The 14,798-nt window shown below is 38.3% G+C and carries 15 protein-coding genes and 1 pseudogene; 11 read left to right on the top strand and 5 right to left on the bottom strand.

All coding sequences use genetic code 11. The features are described 5' to 3' along the window. The 4 genes from N2257_08695 to N2257_08680 form a co-directional block, all read left to right on the top strand. A partial coding sequence (locus N2257_08695; GenBank protein MCX7794459.1) for a hypothetical protein occupies nucleotides 1–386 on the top strand: 386 nt, incomplete at its 5' end. Between the two features lie 14 nt (nucleotides 387–400). Beyond that, nucleotides 401–1,339 carry a glycosyltransferase family 2 protein gene (locus tag N2257_08690; protein ID MCX7794458.1) on the top strand — a complete coding sequence of 313 codons (939 nt, stop codon included), beginning with the start codon at nucleotides 401–403 and terminating at the stop codon, nucleotides 1,337–1,339. A gap of 58 nt (nucleotides 1,340–1,397) precedes the next feature. Beyond that, nucleotides 1,398–2,297 (top strand): flippase-like domain-containing protein, encoded by a 900-nt coding sequence (locus N2257_08685; protein ID MCX7794457.1) that lies wholly within the window; start codon nucleotides 1,398–1,400, stop codon nucleotides 2,295–2,297. 84 nt (nucleotides 2,298–2,381) lie between these two features. Beyond that, nucleotides 2,382–2,933, top strand: coding sequence for a winged helix-turn-helix domain-containing protein (locus N2257_08680; GenBank protein ID MCX7794456.1), 552 nt, complete (start codon nucleotides 2,382–2,384; stop codon nucleotides 2,931–2,933). Nucleotides 2,934–3,216: 283 nt separating this feature from the next. Here N2257_08680 and lpxC read toward each other — a convergent pair whose 3' ends face one another. Then, entirely contained in the window at nucleotides 3,217–4,101 is an 885-nt protein-coding gene (gene lpxC / locus N2257_08675) for a UDP-3-O-acyl-N-acetylglucosamine deacetylase (GenBank protein MCX7794455.1), read from the bottom strand. Nucleotides 4,102–4,223: 122 nt separating this feature from the next. Continuing rightward, nucleotides 4,224–5,609, bottom strand: a complete 1,386-nt coding sequence (locus tag N2257_08670; protein MCX7794454.1) for a TldD/PmbA family protein — start codon at nucleotides 5,607–5,609, stop codon at nucleotides 4,224–4,226. 18 nt (nucleotides 5,610–5,627) lie between these two features. On the opposite strand from N2257_08670, the gene mtnP reads away from it, so the two are divergent. The 4 genes from mtnP to N2257_08650 are packed head-to-tail and all read left to right on the top strand — an operon-like array spanning nucleotide 5,628 to nucleotide 9,410. Then, nucleotides 5,628–6,410 (top strand): S-methyl-5'-thioadenosine phosphorylase, encoded by a 783-nt coding sequence (gene mtnP, locus N2257_08665; GenBank protein MCX7794453.1) that lies wholly within the window; start codon nucleotides 5,628–5,630, stop codon nucleotides 6,408–6,410. Beyond that, the gene (locus tag N2257_08660) at nucleotides 6,410–7,774 is read left to right on the top strand and encodes a sigma-54 dependent transcriptional regulator (protein ID MCX7794452.1); all 1,365 of its coding nucleotides are present in this window, start codon (nucleotides 6,410–6,412) and stop codon (nucleotides 7,772–7,774) included. The genes mtnP and N2257_08660 overlap by 1 nt, the downstream gene beginning before the upstream one ends. A gap of 10 nt (nucleotides 7,775–7,784) precedes the next feature. After that, on the top strand, nucleotides 7,785–8,660 hold the full coding sequence (locus tag N2257_08655; protein MCX7794451.1) for a 2-oxoacid:ferredoxin oxidoreductase subunit beta: 876 nt from the start codon (nucleotides 7,785–7,787) through the stop codon (nucleotides 8,658–8,660). Between the two features lie 15 nt (nucleotides 8,661–8,675). Then, nucleotides 8,676–9,410 carry a DUF72 domain-containing protein gene (locus N2257_08650; GenBank protein MCX7794450.1) on the top strand — a complete coding sequence of 245 codons (735 nt, stop codon included), beginning with the start codon at nucleotides 8,676–8,678 and terminating at the stop codon, nucleotides 9,408–9,410. On the opposite strand, the gene N2257_08645 is transcribed toward N2257_08650, so the two are convergent. After that, nucleotides 9,402–9,938: a Uma2 family endonuclease gene (locus tag N2257_08645; protein ID MCX7794449.1), complete on the bottom strand. Its 537-nt coding sequence runs from the start codon at nucleotides 9,936–9,938 to the stop codon at nucleotides 9,402–9,404. The genes N2257_08650 and N2257_08645 overlap by 9 nt on opposite strands. Before the next feature lie 435 nt (nucleotides 9,939–10,373). Between N2257_08645 and N2257_08640 the strand changes: the two are divergent. The 3 genes and pseudogenes from N2257_08640 (at nucleotide 10,374) to N2257_08630 (ending at nucleotide 13,181) form a co-directional block, all read left to right on the top strand. Beyond that, a pseudogene (locus N2257_08640) lies at nucleotides 10,374–10,466 on the top strand (prepilin-type N-terminal cleavage/methylation domain-containing protein). Nucleotides 10,467–11,640: 1,174 nt separating this feature from the next. Then, on the top strand, nucleotides 11,641–12,762 hold the full coding sequence (locus tag N2257_08635; GenBank protein ID MCX7794448.1) for a tetratricopeptide repeat protein: 1,122 nt from the start codon (nucleotides 11,641–11,643) through the stop codon (nucleotides 12,760–12,762). After that, nucleotides 12,759–13,181, top strand: a complete 423-nt coding sequence (locus tag N2257_08630) for a prepilin-type N-terminal cleavage/methylation domain-containing protein (GenBank protein MCX7794447.1) — start codon at nucleotides 12,759–12,761, stop codon at nucleotides 13,179–13,181. The genes N2257_08635 and N2257_08630 overlap by 4 nt, the downstream gene beginning before the upstream one ends. A 3-nt stretch (nucleotides 13,182–13,184) precedes the next feature. Here N2257_08630 and N2257_08625 read toward each other — a convergent pair whose 3' ends face one another. Then, nucleotides 13,185–14,213, bottom strand: a complete 1,029-nt coding sequence (locus N2257_08625; protein MCX7794446.1) for a GDP-mannose 4,6-dehydratase — start codon at nucleotides 14,211–14,213, stop codon at nucleotides 13,185–13,187. Next, a partial coding sequence (locus N2257_08620; GenBank protein ID MCX7794445.1) for a DegT/DnrJ/EryC1/StrS family aminotransferase occupies nucleotides 14,210–14,798 on the bottom strand: 589 nt, incomplete at its 5' end. The genes N2257_08620 and N2257_08625, both read right to left, overlap by 4 nt.

The raw sequence follows: 14,798 nt of genomic DNA, 5'->3' as shown, positions 1-14,798 counted from the left end.
GATGGAAGGAGCTCGGCGGAAGGATAACAGAGATATCAGAGGAAATGAAAAAGAAAGGTCCCTATTTTATTGTATCGGACAGATACCAGGTCTCAAGCCTTCTTGCCTTTTACACAAAGGGAAATCCCGTAACTTACTGTGCTAACCTTGGAAGAAGAATGAATCAGTATGATTTATGGCCAGGTTTTTATAACCTGTTACATCATAATGCTATTTTTGTTACAATAGGTGAAGAGAGAGCAAAAGACAATAGGGTTAATGCATTCTTGAAGAGGTTTTCTGAATGTGAAAAAGAAATTTTTAGGGTTAAAGAAAGGGTTTATTCTATATTCAGATGTTATGATTTTAAAGGTATGGAAAGGGTGGATATCTTTAGGAGATATTAGGACCGGAGGTTTTTATGATTCTTTCTGTAGTTATACCTGTCTATAATGAAGAGGAAAATATACCTGTTCTTCACGAGAGACTGAGAGCCGTCCTTGATAGACTGGGTAAGGAATATGAGATTATTTATGTTGATGATGGAAGTACTGATAGGACCTTAGAGATACTCGAATCCCTTCAGAAAGATGACAGACATGTTGTAGTGCTGAGTCTCAGAAGGAACTTTGGCCAGACTGCAGCCTTTGCTGCAGGTTTTGATTTTGCAAGGGGTGATGTTATCATTACCATGGATGCAGATCTTCAGAATGATCCTGAAGATATACCTAAACTTCTTGAACTAATAAGTGATTATGACCTTGTGAGTGGCTGGAGGAAGGAGAGAAAGGACCCCTTTTTCTCAAGAAGATTACCGTCAATTGTAGCTAACTGGCTAATAAGCAAGGTTACTGGAGTGAGGCTTCATGATTACGGTTGCTCACTTAAGGCATACAGAAAGGATATAGTTAAAAATCTGAGACTCTATGGCGAGATGCACAGATTCATTCCTGCTGTTGCTAGCTGGTATGGAGTAAGGGTCACCGAGGTCCCAGTAAAACACTATCCGAGATTTAAAGGAAGGTCAAAATACGGTATTTCAAGAACCTTCAAGGTCTTGCTTGACCTTGTGACAGTGAAATTCCTTCAGAGTTTTTCCACAAAGCCGATTCAGTTTTTTGGTTCAATGGGACTTTTGAGTTCTTTTATAGGTTTTATAATTTTGCTTTATCTTACAGGATTGAAATTATTTAAGGGTGCCTCTATTGGAGGAAGACCCCTTTTGATACTAGGTGTTTTATTGATAGTCGTAGGAGTACAGTTTATAGGAATGGGTCTTCTTGGAGAGATGCTTGTGAGGGTTTATCATGAAAGTCAGAGAAAACCTATATATGTTCTTAAAAAGATAATAGGACTTTAGTGTGAATTGAGAGCTGGAGGTAAAGATCAGCAAAAAGATTATAATTTTATTATTAAAGATTTCTGTAAGCTCGCTTCTTCTATATGTTCTTATTTCAAAGGCTGGAACAAAAAATCTTTTTGCCCTAGTAAAAAATATAAATATTTCTTTTCTCTTTATAGCCTCACTCATTTACATCCTTGCCACTTATATTTCTTCTATAAGATGGAAGATTCTATCTTTTTCAAATCTTCCTGTGAGAAGGCTTTTTTCTCTATACATGATCGGTTCTTTTTTTAATACCATACTTCCAGGGATTATTGGTGGAGATGCTGTTAAGGCCTATTATCTCTACAGGGAAACTGGAAATCCTGGCATTTCAATGGCATCTGTTTTTATGGACAGGTATATTGGTTTTATATCCATTATGCTCATAGCCCTGGTCGCTCTTCCTTTTGGTTTAACCTATATAAAAGAAACAGAACTCTGGTATCTTTTTCCTACATTGATAATTATCTTTACTGTGGGCAGTTTTGTTTTTTTTAAAGTGAGAATCGGCGAGAGTTTAAAACTGTTAAGAGAGTTTTATAGTTTTTTTGATACCTACAGAAATTTAAATAGAAGTATGAATATATTGTTGAAGAGTCTTTTTCTTTCTGCTATTATACAATTAATGAATATGGCTGCCGTGTATATTATCTCTCATGGACTCGGAATTCAGGTACCCTTTCTTTCAATCCTTATCTTTCTTCCCTTAGCTGTGACCCTGTCCATGCTCCCTCTTTCTATCTCAGGACTCGGTGTGCGAGAGGCAGCCTTTGTCATGCTCTTTGGAAAGGCAGGAGTAAAACCCGAAGCGGCAATAATGTTATCTCTTATGTGGTTTTTTTCTGTTGTTATAGGAAGCCTACCAGGTCTTCTGTTTTATCTTATGAATATGAACAAGAAGAATGAGTATAAAAAAATAGCTAACCAATGATTGTTGACAAAAATGAAATTTTTGTTCCAGATTTAAAATTTTTGTTGACAAAAGGTATTCAAATGTTGTATAACTTTAAACAGGATGATTGTACTGAAGGATTTATTTTCATCATCGGTGAGGGCAGATGTGCTATCAGTACTGCTGAATAACCCTGATGAAAGATTTTATATGAGGGAGATTGCAAACCTCATAAGAAAAAATCCCTCCGGCGTAAAGCGAGAGCTTGACAGACTGGAGAAGATGGGAATTGTAATAAGTGAAAAGGTAGCGAACCTTAAATATTTCAGGGCAAATAAAGAATCTCCTCTTTACTCCGAGCTCAAGGACCTCATTGCAAAATCTCTAGGACTTCCAGGAGCATTGAAGGCACTTCTTAGAGCATCAGGTGCGAAGGTGGGTTTTATCTACGGACCTTATGCTTGTGGTGAGGATACGACTAAGGTAGATCTGCTGGTAGTAGGAGCTTCGTCAGTCTTTGAATCAGGTGTTAAAAATCTGGAGAAAAAATTTGGCGTAAAGATTAATTATATTCTTCTGGATGAAGAGGATTACAGGCAGAAAAAAAGAAGAAGGGATAGTAATCTTAAAAAGATTCTTTCAGAAAAAAGGATTACCCTGATAGGCAGGGCCTGATTGCCTATCAGGGAAGAAAGGAGGTGAAAGGAATGGCCACCAAGAAGGCAGCAGCCAAGAAAACAGCAAAGAAAGCAGCAAAGAAGAAGAAATAAGAAAACTCTATGAAACTTGGCTGGGGTGAGGAACCCCAGCCCTTTTTTTATAACTTTTATAGCCTACAAAAATCAAGCCCTCAGTTAAGTAATTGATAAATAATGTTTTTTAAATGATTTTTAGCAGAGTAGAAGAAAGAAAAAAAGACTAAGAAAATCAGGGAGTTATTAAATAAATAACTTATAACTTACTGAAAATAAAGACTTTTTAAAAGTGGCCTTTCAACCTCTCCCCTAACCAGTTCAAGACAGCCTGAAGTAAGAAGTTTTTTAAGAAACTTTATATTAGAAGAATGGCCACTTTTCCATGATATTATATGGCCTGCTATAGGATACTGAGCAAGTGAGAGGTCTCCGATCATATCAAGTACCTTATGCCTTGCAAATTCATCAGGAAATCTGAGTCCCTCTTCGTTAAGGATTCTCTCCTCATCTATTACCACTGCATTATGGAGTGTTCCTCCTAGGGCAAGACCATTCTTTCTAAGATACTCTACATCTCTTAAGAAACCAAAGGTTCGTGCAGGTGCTATGTGGTTTAAATAAGTTTCCTCATTTAAATCTATACTTATAGCCTGTTTCCTTAAAGGTCCGGAAGAAAGTTCAAGATTATAAGTGAATCTTCTTCCTCTGTATGGAAGGGCCATTATTTTTATACCAGGCTCTTCATAAAGTAAGGGTTTTTTGAGCTCAAAATAGGGAGCCCGCTTTCCCTGATTAACTATACCTGCCTTGAGAATCAGCTCCACAAACTTCAGGGCACTTCCATCCATAGCCGGTATCTCAGAACCTTCAATTTCTATAAGTATATTATCAATGTTCAGACCTGAGAGGGTTGCCAGAAGATGCTCTACCGTCCTTATCCTTACCCCGTCTATTCCAATTGTTGTTGCAAAGGCTGTATCTATTACATGCTGGATAGTTGCCTTTATATAGACCCCCCTGTCTTTTCTGTAAAAGATTATTCCATGATCTCTTGGAGCAGGCTTGAGCCTTACCTTTGCATATCTTCCACTGTGAAGACCTATTCCCTCAAAATAAACTTCATTCTTTATAGTTCTCTGGTGTCTCATCATTTACCTTTATGCAATATCTATGCCATCATGTTAGTATAAAAAAGTTTGATTTTCCGGTATGTTATATGTTTGTAACATTAAGTAGAGGAAAGGCTAAAATCTTATCTGTTGTAAAAAATCTACACTGGCTGTATTATTCCACCAACAATCATTTCTGGAATTCTGAGAGTAGGCATTCCATCACTAACAGGTACTCCCTGTGAGTCCTTTCCGCATGTTCCGATAGAGAAACCAAGGTCATTTCCAAGCATGTCAATAGCTTTTAGAACCTCTGGTCCATTGCCCTGTAGTGTTGCGCCCCTTACAGGTTCTGATATCCTTCCCTTTTCAATTAGATAACCTTCCTGAACCTCAAAGACAAAATCACCTGTAACAGTATTAACCTGACCTCCACCCATTTTTTTAACAAAAATGCCCTTTTCAACAGATCTTATAATAGCCTCTGGAGAGTCTTTCCCTGGAGCTATTAGCGTATTTGTCATCCTTGGTATGGGCTTATGTCTATAGGATTCCCTTCTTCCATTTCCTGTGGAATTTACCCCTTCCTTCATAGCTGTGATAATATCATACATGTAATTTTTGAGTATCCCACATTCTACGAGGACAGTTCGCTGAGCAGGGGTTCCTTCGTCATCAAACCTGAATGAACCTCTCTTAAATTCAAGGGTTGAATCATCAATTACTGTAATTAATTCCGAGGCAATCTTTTCTCCCTTTTTGTAAGAGAATACAGAAAGGCCATTCTGAGCAAGATCTGCTTCAAGTCCATGACCTATTGCCTCATGAATCATTGTTCCACCTGCTTCTGATGATATCACTACAGGCATCCTTCCTCCTGGCGCCTTTCTTGCCCTTAGCATCATGAGGACCCTTTTTGCAGCCCTTTCAGCAGCTGTCAAAGGACTTTCCTTTTCAAATATCTCAAATCCACTCAGCCCACCTATTGATTCATAACTTGCCTGGAGTTCTCCGTTCTCTGATGCGATAACACGGATAATAAAGGTCGTGTAAATCCTTTCATCCTCTGAATATCTTCCAAAGGAGTTGAGAATCTTTATTTTCTTGCAGGTATCACTGTAGGTTATACTTACCTGTTTTATAAGAGGAGAGGAACGGGCAATCCTGTCTGCTTCAATAAGAATGGAGGTTTTTTTCTCAACAGGAATATCTTCAGGTCTCTGAAGAATCCTGAAATCCACTGATGGCACTGCTCTTTCAATATGTATAGAGCTTTCCTCTTTTTTACTACCTGAAAGCTTAGCAAGGGATTCTGCTATATCAATCAGTGATGATTCCTTAAGGTCATTAGTATGACCATAAAAGGTCTTAAAGTTTTTCACTATCCTAAGACCTGCACCTCTGTCAACTCCTCCTGATATCTTCTGAATCTTTCCTTCTTCAAGATGAATCTGCAAAGCGGTATTTTCTTCAATATATATGTCAGCATACTCACCCTGAGAGGAGAGGATTTTCAGGACGCTTTCAAGGATTGCCTGATTAATCATAATTTGATATTATATCACATGCCTACAGGCATTATAGCTGGAAGTGGACTTTATGAGATTTCGGGCTTCGAGACCATTGAGATAAAGAAGATTAATACCCCCTTCGGTGATCCATCAGATTCTTACAGAATAGGAAGACTCAACGGTCACGAAGTAATCTTTCTTCCAAGACACGGTTCGCCCCACAGGATCCCACCTCACAGAGTAAATTACAGGGCTAATATATGGGGATTCAGGGAACTGGGTGTTGAGAGGATAATTTCTGTCAGTGCAGTTGGTGGCATAAGTAACAGGCTTAAACCTGGTGATTTAGTTATTCTTGATCAGATCATAGATATGACCTTTGGAGCAAGACAAAGCACCTTTTATGACAATGAGGTTGTCCATGTGGATTTCACAGAACCCTACTGTCCTGAGCTCAGAAGATATCTTATTGATGCTGCTGAGGTATCGGATCTCGATGTCCATCCATCAGGAACCTATGTGGCTGTAAATGGACCAAGGCTTGAGACAAGGGCTGAGATAGCCTATTTCAAGCTTATAGGTGCAGATGTTGTCGGCATGACAGCAATGCCAGAGACTGTGCTCGCAAGGGAGCTTGAAATATGTTTTGGAGGGATTGCTGTTGTTACCAATTATGCAGCGGGAATATCTAAGAAAAAACTCACAACCACTGAGGTTATAGAAAATATGAGGGATGCAAACAGAAAGATAATTGAGATCATCAGGCACTCTTTATCTGGTATTGAACGTGAAAGGAACTGTCCGTGCAAGGAAAGTCTTAAGGAAGCCAGGCTCTGATGGATACCATTCTTATAATAGAAGATAAGGAATCCATGCTCAGGATGCTGGATGAACTCTTGAAGGAAGAGGGGTTTAATGTTATAAAGGCCACTGATGGCCCTGAGGCATTAAAGAAAATAAAAGATGAAAAGATAGAGGTTATACTGACAGATCTCAGGCTTCCCTCAATGGACGGTATAGAAATACTCAGGGAGGTGAAGGCAATTGATCCATCCATACCTGTGATAGTCATGACAGCCTATGGCTCCATAGAAACAGCTGTAGAGGCAATGAAACTCGGAGCCTCTGATTTCATAACAAAGCCTTTTAATCCAGACCATCTGCTTGTAGTTATAAAAAAAGTCCTTGACTCAAGAAAACTCCTAAGAGAAAACATGCTTCTTAAGGAAGAGACATCAAGAAAGATGCCAGTGATAATCGGGAAGAGCCCGCTGATGGTAGAATTGATGCAAAAGGTTCATAAAGTTGCGAGGACAAAGACTACTGTTCTTATACAGGGGGAATCAGGCACAGGAAAGGAATTAATCGCAAAGGCAATACATTATCTAAGTGACAGGTCAGAAAATCCATTTGTGACTATTAATTGTGCTGCCATACCAAGGGAGCTTCTTGAATCAGAGCTTTTTGGTTATGAAAAAGGCGCCTTCACAGGAGCTGACTCAAGAAAGCCAGGAAAATTTGAACTTGCTGACAGGGGCACCATATTTCTTGATGAGATCGGTGAGATGGAGTTAACACTGCAGGCAAAGATTCTCAGGATCATAGAGGATGGTATGCTTGAAAGAATAGGAAGTGTAAAACCTCTTCCCGTTGATGTCAGGATAATTGCAGCATCAAATAGAGACCTTGCCTCCGAGGTATCAAGAGGAAGGTTCAGGGAGGATCTTTTTTACAGATTAAATGTCTTTCCACTTTATGTACCACCTCTCAGGGAGAGGAAGGAGGACATCCCCTTACTTGTTGAACATTTTTTAAAGAAATTCTCTAAGGAGCTAAAACAACCCCTGAAGAATGTCTCGAAGGAGGCAATGGAGCTACTGCTTTCTTATAACTGGAAGGGAAATGTTAGGGAACTTGAAAACACTATAGAAAGGGCATTGATTCTATCAGATGGAGATTCGATCAGGCCAGAACATATATCTATCTTCCCTCATAATACTCAGCCTGAAGGACTTTTCGAACTCATTCCAATGGATGGAGCACTTGAGGATACATCAAAGGCAGCACTAAGGATTGCTGAGTCAGAAAGGATTAAGAGAGCACTCAGGCAGACAGGAGGAAATAAACTCAAAGCAGCTGAGATATTGAAGGTCAGTTACAAGACCCTTCTTACTAAGATAAAGGAATACAATCTGGAATAAGGAGGAATTTATGACAGAGGAAAGGATTAAAAATTTATCTCCCGATATATCTATTTACAGGGGGCAGACACCAGCCTGGTGTCCTGGATGCGGAAACTTTGGCATACTTGAGGCATTCAAAAGGGCTATGCTTGAGCTTGAACTGAAACCCCATGAATTTATAATTGTTTCTGGCATAGGACAGGCTGGAAAATTTCCCCATTATCTTAGATGCAATACCTTTAATGGCCTTCATGGAAGGACACTTCCTGTTGCAACTGGTATTAGGCTTGCAAATCATAGCATGCCTGTTTTTGCAGTGGCAGGAGATGGTGATTGCTACGGTGAGGGTGGAAATCATCTTATCCATGCAATTAGAAGGAATGTGAATATAAAACTCCTGGTGCATGACAATCAGGTATATGGACTTACAAAAGGCCAGGCCTCACCAACGAGCCTTGAGGGAATGGTCACAAAGGTACAGACCTATGGAGTTATCTCAGAACCTCTCAATCCAGTAAGCCTTGCCATAAGCCTTGATTGTTCCTTTGTTGCGAGGGCCTTTGCAGGAGATGTAGAACATCTGAAGGAGGTAATAAAAGAGGCTGTAAGGCATAAGGGCTTTTCTCTCATAGATATCCTTCAGCCCTGTGTTACCTTCAATAAGATAAATACCTATGAATGGTACAGGCAGAGGATTTATAAACTTCCTGTAGACTACAATCCCTATGACAGATACCTTGCCTTTCAGAAATCCCTTGAATGGGGTGAAAGGATACCTATCGGTATAATATATAAAAATAACAGACCTCTTTTTGAGGAACGGAATCCTGTTCTAAAAGAAGGGCCTCTTGTGAAAAGAAAGCCAGTCATTGACATAACCTCTTTGGTGAAAAAGTTTTATTAACCTTAAATTAAGAAAATGATCAAGGTCGGATGTTGTGGTTTTCCTGTATCAAGGAAAAGATATTTTGAATCCTTTAAGGTAGTAGAACTTCAGGAGACCTTTTACCAGATGCCAGAACCAGCTCTTGCGGAAAAGTGGAGAAGAGATGCTCCAGAGGATTTTGAATTTACACTCAAGGCATGGCAGCTAATAACCCATGAACCCAAAAGCCCTACATACAGAAGATTGAAAATAGAGATACCTGAAAAGAAAAAGCAATACTATGGCTCTTTCAAACCTACTGATGAGGTCATGACTGCCTGGCAAAAGACGCTGGAGATAGCAAAGATTCTCAAAGCAGAGGTGATAGTATTCCAGTGCCCGGCCAGTTTCATTCCATCAGAGGAAAATAAAAATAACATGAAAAGATTTTTTAAAAATATCATAAGCACTAATTTTATACTTGCCTGGGAACCAAGGGGGCAGTGGAGCTCTAATGAGATAAAGACCATCTGTGAGGAACTAAATCTTGTCCACACTGTAGATCCCTTTAGGGAGAGATCCCTTTACGGCAATATCACCTATTATAGACTTCACGGCATAGAAGGTCTGAGATATAAATATACAGAGCAGGACCTCAAAAGGCTTTATACACTCTGCTCTGAAGATAAGACTTATTATGTGATGTTTAACAACATTAATATGTTTGAGGATGCCCTGCGTTTTAAATATATTGCTGAGGGAATTTGGGGGATCGAATCTTTACCTTAACCATACCTTTTTGAAATCAACCGTAAATCTACATTTCATCTCAAATTCAAAACTTTCATTCACACAATCTGCAACTTTACTGTACTTTCCATCTTTAATCTTAAATATCCTGACCTTTTTAAATTCAGGATAGATAAGTACATAATAAGGTACTCCTTCAGATTCGTAGAGTTCCTTTTTTATTTTTTCGTCCTTTAAGGCGGTCTGTTTTGGGACAACTTCAAAGATTACCTCTGGCGTGATCTTAATATAATCTTCAACCTTACTGCATATCACTACAAGATCAGGTCTTACAACTGTATCCTCTTGAATAATCCAGTCAAGTACAGAAAAGATATAACATTTATGAGGACATCTTTCTAATTGCTGTCCTATTTGAATTATCAACTGAGTAACTGCATACTGATGGATGGACAGAGGAGATGGTGCCATCGCAAAGGGTATTCCATTTATAAGCTCCCAGTCACCCTCCCAGTGTTTGTAATCATCATATTTGTATTGAGGCAATAACTTCTGACTTATTTTCATGGCATTATGGTATCAGAGTGTTCTAATAGCTGTCAAACTATGCAAGCACGCTTACAATAACATTTTATAATTGAAAAGCATAGATAAGACAGAGTATCAAATATTGAGTCTAAGATTTATGGCCAATTAAAGGAGATTGAAAAAAATTTTCCACCTACGAGGTGTAAAAAGTAGGAGCAACTGACGTAAATAATACCTTACCTGACAAAAATTGTCATGCAGATTTTTTTAAAAAATAAAAATATTTAGAGAATCAAATACTTTTCATAACAGCATGCTGGCACAGATGTTGCTTAAAGAGATGCAGCAATAAAAAGGGGGGTGATAAAAGGAAAGAGAAGTGATTTAGATTATAACCAGGTTAAAGAGATTGCTGGCTTTGCCAGCAGGATTATTTAAGAAAGGAGAGAGTATATGTTTAAGACAGTTTCAAGGATGAAAAAAGGAGAAAAAGGTTTTACACTAATTGAGCTCCTGATCGTTGTTGCTATTATCGGCATACTGGCAGCAATAGCAATTCCTGGATATCTTGGTATGCAGGAGAGGGCAAAAAAAGGAGCTGTTACGAGGGCAGCTTCATCAGCAGAGCCAGAACTTCAGGCTTGGCTAAATTCAGCCCTGAAAGGTTTAGGAGGTTCACAGATAAGTTTAAGAGAGGTTGATTCAAATGGTAATGGCCAGATTGATACAGGTGATTATAACAATTCAGAACTTGGTAGCTTACTAGGTGGAGGTAATCTTGCAAGTGCGTATGTGAGCGCAAAATGGGCCCTTGCATCTGAAAGATCACCATGGGACCCAACCTCGAGTCTATGGGTAGCAACTACTGCTGGCGCTGACCTTGATGCTACAGAGAATGCAGCAAGTGCTGGTGTTATTACAGTAGCTCAGCCAAACAGTGCTCCTTATAGAATTGATATAGTTGCAAAAGACCTGAAGGGTGGAACCCTTACAAAGAAGTCTATTTATTCAGACTGATATGTCAGAGCTGGTTTTATCTGGCAGGGTTCAATACCCTGCCAGATATTTTTATCTTGTTACGATAATAACTTTTTTTATTATTACAATCTTATCCTTTTTTTCAGTTCCTCTATGGGATTATGATTTCTGGTGGCATATCTCAACCGGAAGATATATTTATGAAAATAAAGCCCTTCCCGCATCTGATCCCCTTTCCTTCACGAGTGAATTCTCAGAAAATAAAAACCTCTATCCTGAAAGAGAGAGTTTTATACTTAAGCAATACTGGTTGGCCCAGGTCTTTTTTTATCTTATTTATGAAAACATGGGTCCGGCAGGTATTGTGATATTGAGGAATTTAATACTACTGTCATGTCTAATTTTAATATTTTTCTATCTCTATTATCGCAAGATTAATCTTTTTATAATTTTTTTGGCACTTGGTCTTTCTTTTCTATCATTATTAAAATTCACTGGTGAAAGGCCTGTGCTTTTTACTATCTTTTTTAGCCTTGTAACTTTTATCATTATTGATCTTTATCTATGGAAAAAAAATAAAATTTTTTATGTCCTGCCGATTATCTTATTATTCTGGGCCAATTGTCACGGAGGTTTTATTCTTGGAGATGTAATTATTGTATTGTTTCTTATAAGTGAAGGCCTTAAGTTTCTATTTAAAAGAACAAATCTTTCGGAAAAAGATATTTTAACTCTCTACGGGGTCGGTCTGTTTTCAATTATTGTGTCCGGATTAAATCCAACTGGTTTCAATAGTTTTTTTATAACCTTTTCTCCTGAGTATTTTCCCTTTATTAAGGGTATTCAGGAATACGTTCCTCCATTTGAAAATATATCAAAAATTAAACTTATGAGGCCAGATTATGGTCATTTAATATTGCTTTTTCTTTGTGCCTTTGTATTAATTCTCAGGAATTTAAGATTTGATTTTTCTTATTTTTTAATACTTCTTTTTTTAGGCATAGTAAGTTTAAAAGCAATGAGATTTTCTATTTATTTTTCTCTAATCGGGTCACTAATATTTGCCATTGAGTTTAATAGATGGTTAAGCTCAATTGAAGATAAAGTAACTTTATTAAAAAAGAAAAAAACTTTTTTAGATGTGGCCCTAATTTCGGCGATTTTGCTTTCTATTAGCCTTTTTGTCATTGGCTTTGGAAAAATCAGATTTTCGTTTAAATATTTGTGGATTCCCGATGTTTCTGTTGCCGGTGCTGCTGAGTTCATTAAGCAGAATAATTTAAAAAATAATATGTTAAATAGTTATGCCTCGGGAGGATACTTAAGCTGGAGACTTTATCCTGAATATAAAACTTTTATTGACTCAAGGGGATTAAATCTTACAGTCATGGCTGAATATGGATGGATTTTTGAAGGTCTTGATTCCCTTTATAAATCAGCCTTACCGAAGGATAAAATACCGCTTTGGAAAAGATTGCTTGACTATTATAAAATCAATTTTATTATTTTTGAGCTTGATACCTTTGGAACAGTTCCTAAACTATTTTTTAAATTAATGCAAGAGGAGAACTGGATTCCAGTATATATAGACTTAAGAAGTGTTATATTTGTGAGAAACATTCCTGAACATAAAAAGGTAATAGATAAGCATAAAAAAAGTTTTGATGAACTTGTAAACTACTTAATTGTCAAGACTACAGTTGGAGCTATGAATCATGAATATAACCCTCGCTATCTTATGAGTCTTGGAGAAATTTTTACGAAACTGAACAGGCTGGACGATGCTATTAAAGCCTATAAATATGCTCTTAAAAGAATGCCTGATAACGAAGTTATAAAAAAGAAGATAGAAGAACTTGAAAAGAAAAAGGAGGTAGAAAGATGAAGAGCAAAGGACTCACACTTATGGAATTATTAATAGTGCTTGCCATACTTAGCATTCTTGCTATGATAGGAATCCCTGCCTACATTGGCCAGCAGAAGCGTGCTGCGAGGACAGAGGCATTTACAAATCTTGAGACCCTGAGACTTCTTGAAGAGCAGTATTTTGCTGACAATGGAGTGTATACCGGGAATCTTGGAACTTGCGCAAAGGATAGAAACAATATACCTGCTATTCAGGCGGTGTTACCAGGATTTAAACCAGGTAGTAATCTTAACTTCAGTTATTGTATTGAAGCAAATATAGATATCAATGGCAATACCCAGACTCCCTGTTTCAGGGCGAGGGCATTCGGGAATACAGGTACACGCGTGGACGGAGACGAATTCAGGATAGATTGTAATAATAACAGGAATTTTTAATTTCTAATACCACACCACGCTTCCATCCCTGAGCCTAAGAGGTACCCTTCTTAAGGGAATCTGTTTTTCCCATATCTTTCTGTTTTTAACATACCAGTCAATTGTTCTCCTGAGGCCGTCTTCAATGGGCATGGATGCTTTAAAGCCAAGTAATCTCTCAGCCTTATCTGTTGAGGAGATATGGTTCTGGACCTGACCGTATCGTTCAGGTATATAAGTCAGACAATCTGAACATTTATCAAAATGATTGATTACAAGTTTTGCTATCTCAAGAACAGATATACTTCTTCCTGTACCGATATTAAAGACCTCTCCGAGGACCTTCTCAGGTGGAGCAGTCAGTACCATATCAATAGCCCTTACAGTGTCTTCCACAAATATCCAGTCCCTTCTTGCAGAACCATCACCGTGAATTGTTAAAGGTTCTCCAAGTATACAGCTCGTAATAAATCTTGGTATTGCCTTTTCAAGGTGCTGTCTCGGACCGTAATTATTAAATGGTCTTATTATTACTCCAGGTATGTTATAGGATACTATATATGAGTAAACAAGCCTGTCTGCACCAGCCTTAGCAGCAGCATAGGGAGTTGTGGGATTTAGAGGATGGTCTTCATCCATCGGCTCTTTTACTGCAGTGCCGTATACTTCAGATGTGGAGATATGGACAAATCTATCTATTCTGTCAAGATGTTTCAGGACAGCATTTACAACCGATTGTGTTCCAAGGACATCTGTTACAAAGAATTCCCTCTGGGAGTAAAGGGATCTTGCCACATGGGTTTCTGCTGCAAGGTGTACAACCATGTTCGAACGGCTTGTAAGGTCACTCATCAGATCAAGATTGTTTATATCACCATACCAGAACTCAAAACGCTCAGAATTCCTGATAAACTCAGGGATATTTTCGATATCACCTGCATAAGTCAGGGCATCTACCACAATTATCTTCCAGTCAGGATGTTTATTGAAGATGTACTCAACAAGATTACTTCCTATGAAACCTGCACCACCTGTAACAAGAACGGTCTTCATACTTCCTCCATAATCCTTTTTAATGTGCTGCATACTCTTTTTAATTCCTCTTCTTTTAATAAAGGATAAAGCGGAAGGGACAGGGTTCTTGCTCCCATATCCTCTGCTACCGGAAAATCACCTTCTTTGTATCCAAAATTCTTTCTGTAAAAAGATAATAGATGAATAGGTCTGTAATTAACGGCAACACCTATTCCTGATTCCTGTAATCTCCATAGTATCCCGTCTCTTTTATTCTTTGGCACAAGGACTGTAAAGAGATGTCTTGCATGTCTTGAATCAGGAATGGTCTTAAGGAGTACTAGATCTTTTATTTCACTAAGCTCCTGTTCGTAAAGTCTCCAGAGATAATCCCTTCTTTGCCAAAGGCTATTTATCCTTTCAAGCTGTCCTATAAGTAGGGCTGCCTGGATATTGTCCATATTATACTTCCAGCCCAGAACAGGCATGTCGTAGTGTTCATACCTCTTTGTGTATCTGTCAATGGCTGATTTGTCTATCCCATGGAGCCTAAGCATCTTTAAGAGGTCTGATATTTCTTTGCTGTTGGTCACTATGGCTCCACCTTCACCTGATGTTATATTC

The sequence above is a fragment of the Thermodesulfovibrionales bacterium genome (assembly GCA_026417875.1).
Classification (GTDB): Bacteria; Nitrospirota; Thermodesulfovibrionia; order Thermodesulfovibrionales; family CALJEL01; genus CALJEL01.
The sequence above is the reverse complement of the archived record's forward strand: the minus strand, read 5'-3'. Positions and strand labels throughout refer to the sequence as shown.

Coding starts and splice junctions, on each gene's coding strand:
- mtnP (MCX7794453.1), top strand. CDS start 5,628: ATGCCTACAGGCATTATAGCTGGAAGTGGACTTTATGAGATTTCGGGC.
- N2257_08660 (MCX7794452.1), top strand. CDS start 6,410: ATGGATACCATTCTTATAATAGAAGATAAGGAATCCATGCTCAGGATG.
- lpxC (MCX7794455.1), bottom strand. CDS start 4,101: ATGAGACACCAGAGAACTATAAAGAATGAAGTTTATTTTGAGGGAATA.
- N2257_08670 (MCX7794454.1), bottom strand. CDS start 5,609: ATGATTAATCAGGCAATCCTTGAAAGCGTCCTGAAAATCCTCTCCTCT.
- N2257_08655 (MCX7794451.1), top strand. CDS start 7,785: ATGACAGAGGAAAGGATTAAAAATTTATCTCCCGATATATCTATTTAC.
- N2257_08630 (MCX7794447.1), top strand. CDS start 12,759: ATGAAGAGCAAAGGACTCACACTTATGGAATTATTAATAGTGCTTGCC.
- N2257_08650 (MCX7794450.1), top strand. CDS start 8,676: ATGATCAAGGTCGGATGTTGTGGTTTTCCTGTATCAAGGAAAAGATAT.
- N2257_08690 (MCX7794458.1), top strand. CDS start 401: ATGATTCTTTCTGTAGTTATACCTGTCTATAATGAAGAGGAAAATATA.
- N2257_08625 (MCX7794446.1), bottom strand. CDS start 14,213: ATGAAGACCGTTCTTGTTACAGGTGGTGCAGGTTTCATAGGAAGTAAT.
- N2257_08680 (MCX7794456.1), top strand. CDS start 2,382: ATGATTGTACTGAAGGATTTATTTTCATCATCGGTGAGGGCAGATGTG.
- N2257_08645 (MCX7794449.1), bottom strand. CDS start 9,938: ATGAAAATAAGTCAGAAGTTATTGCCTCAATACAAATATGATGATTAC.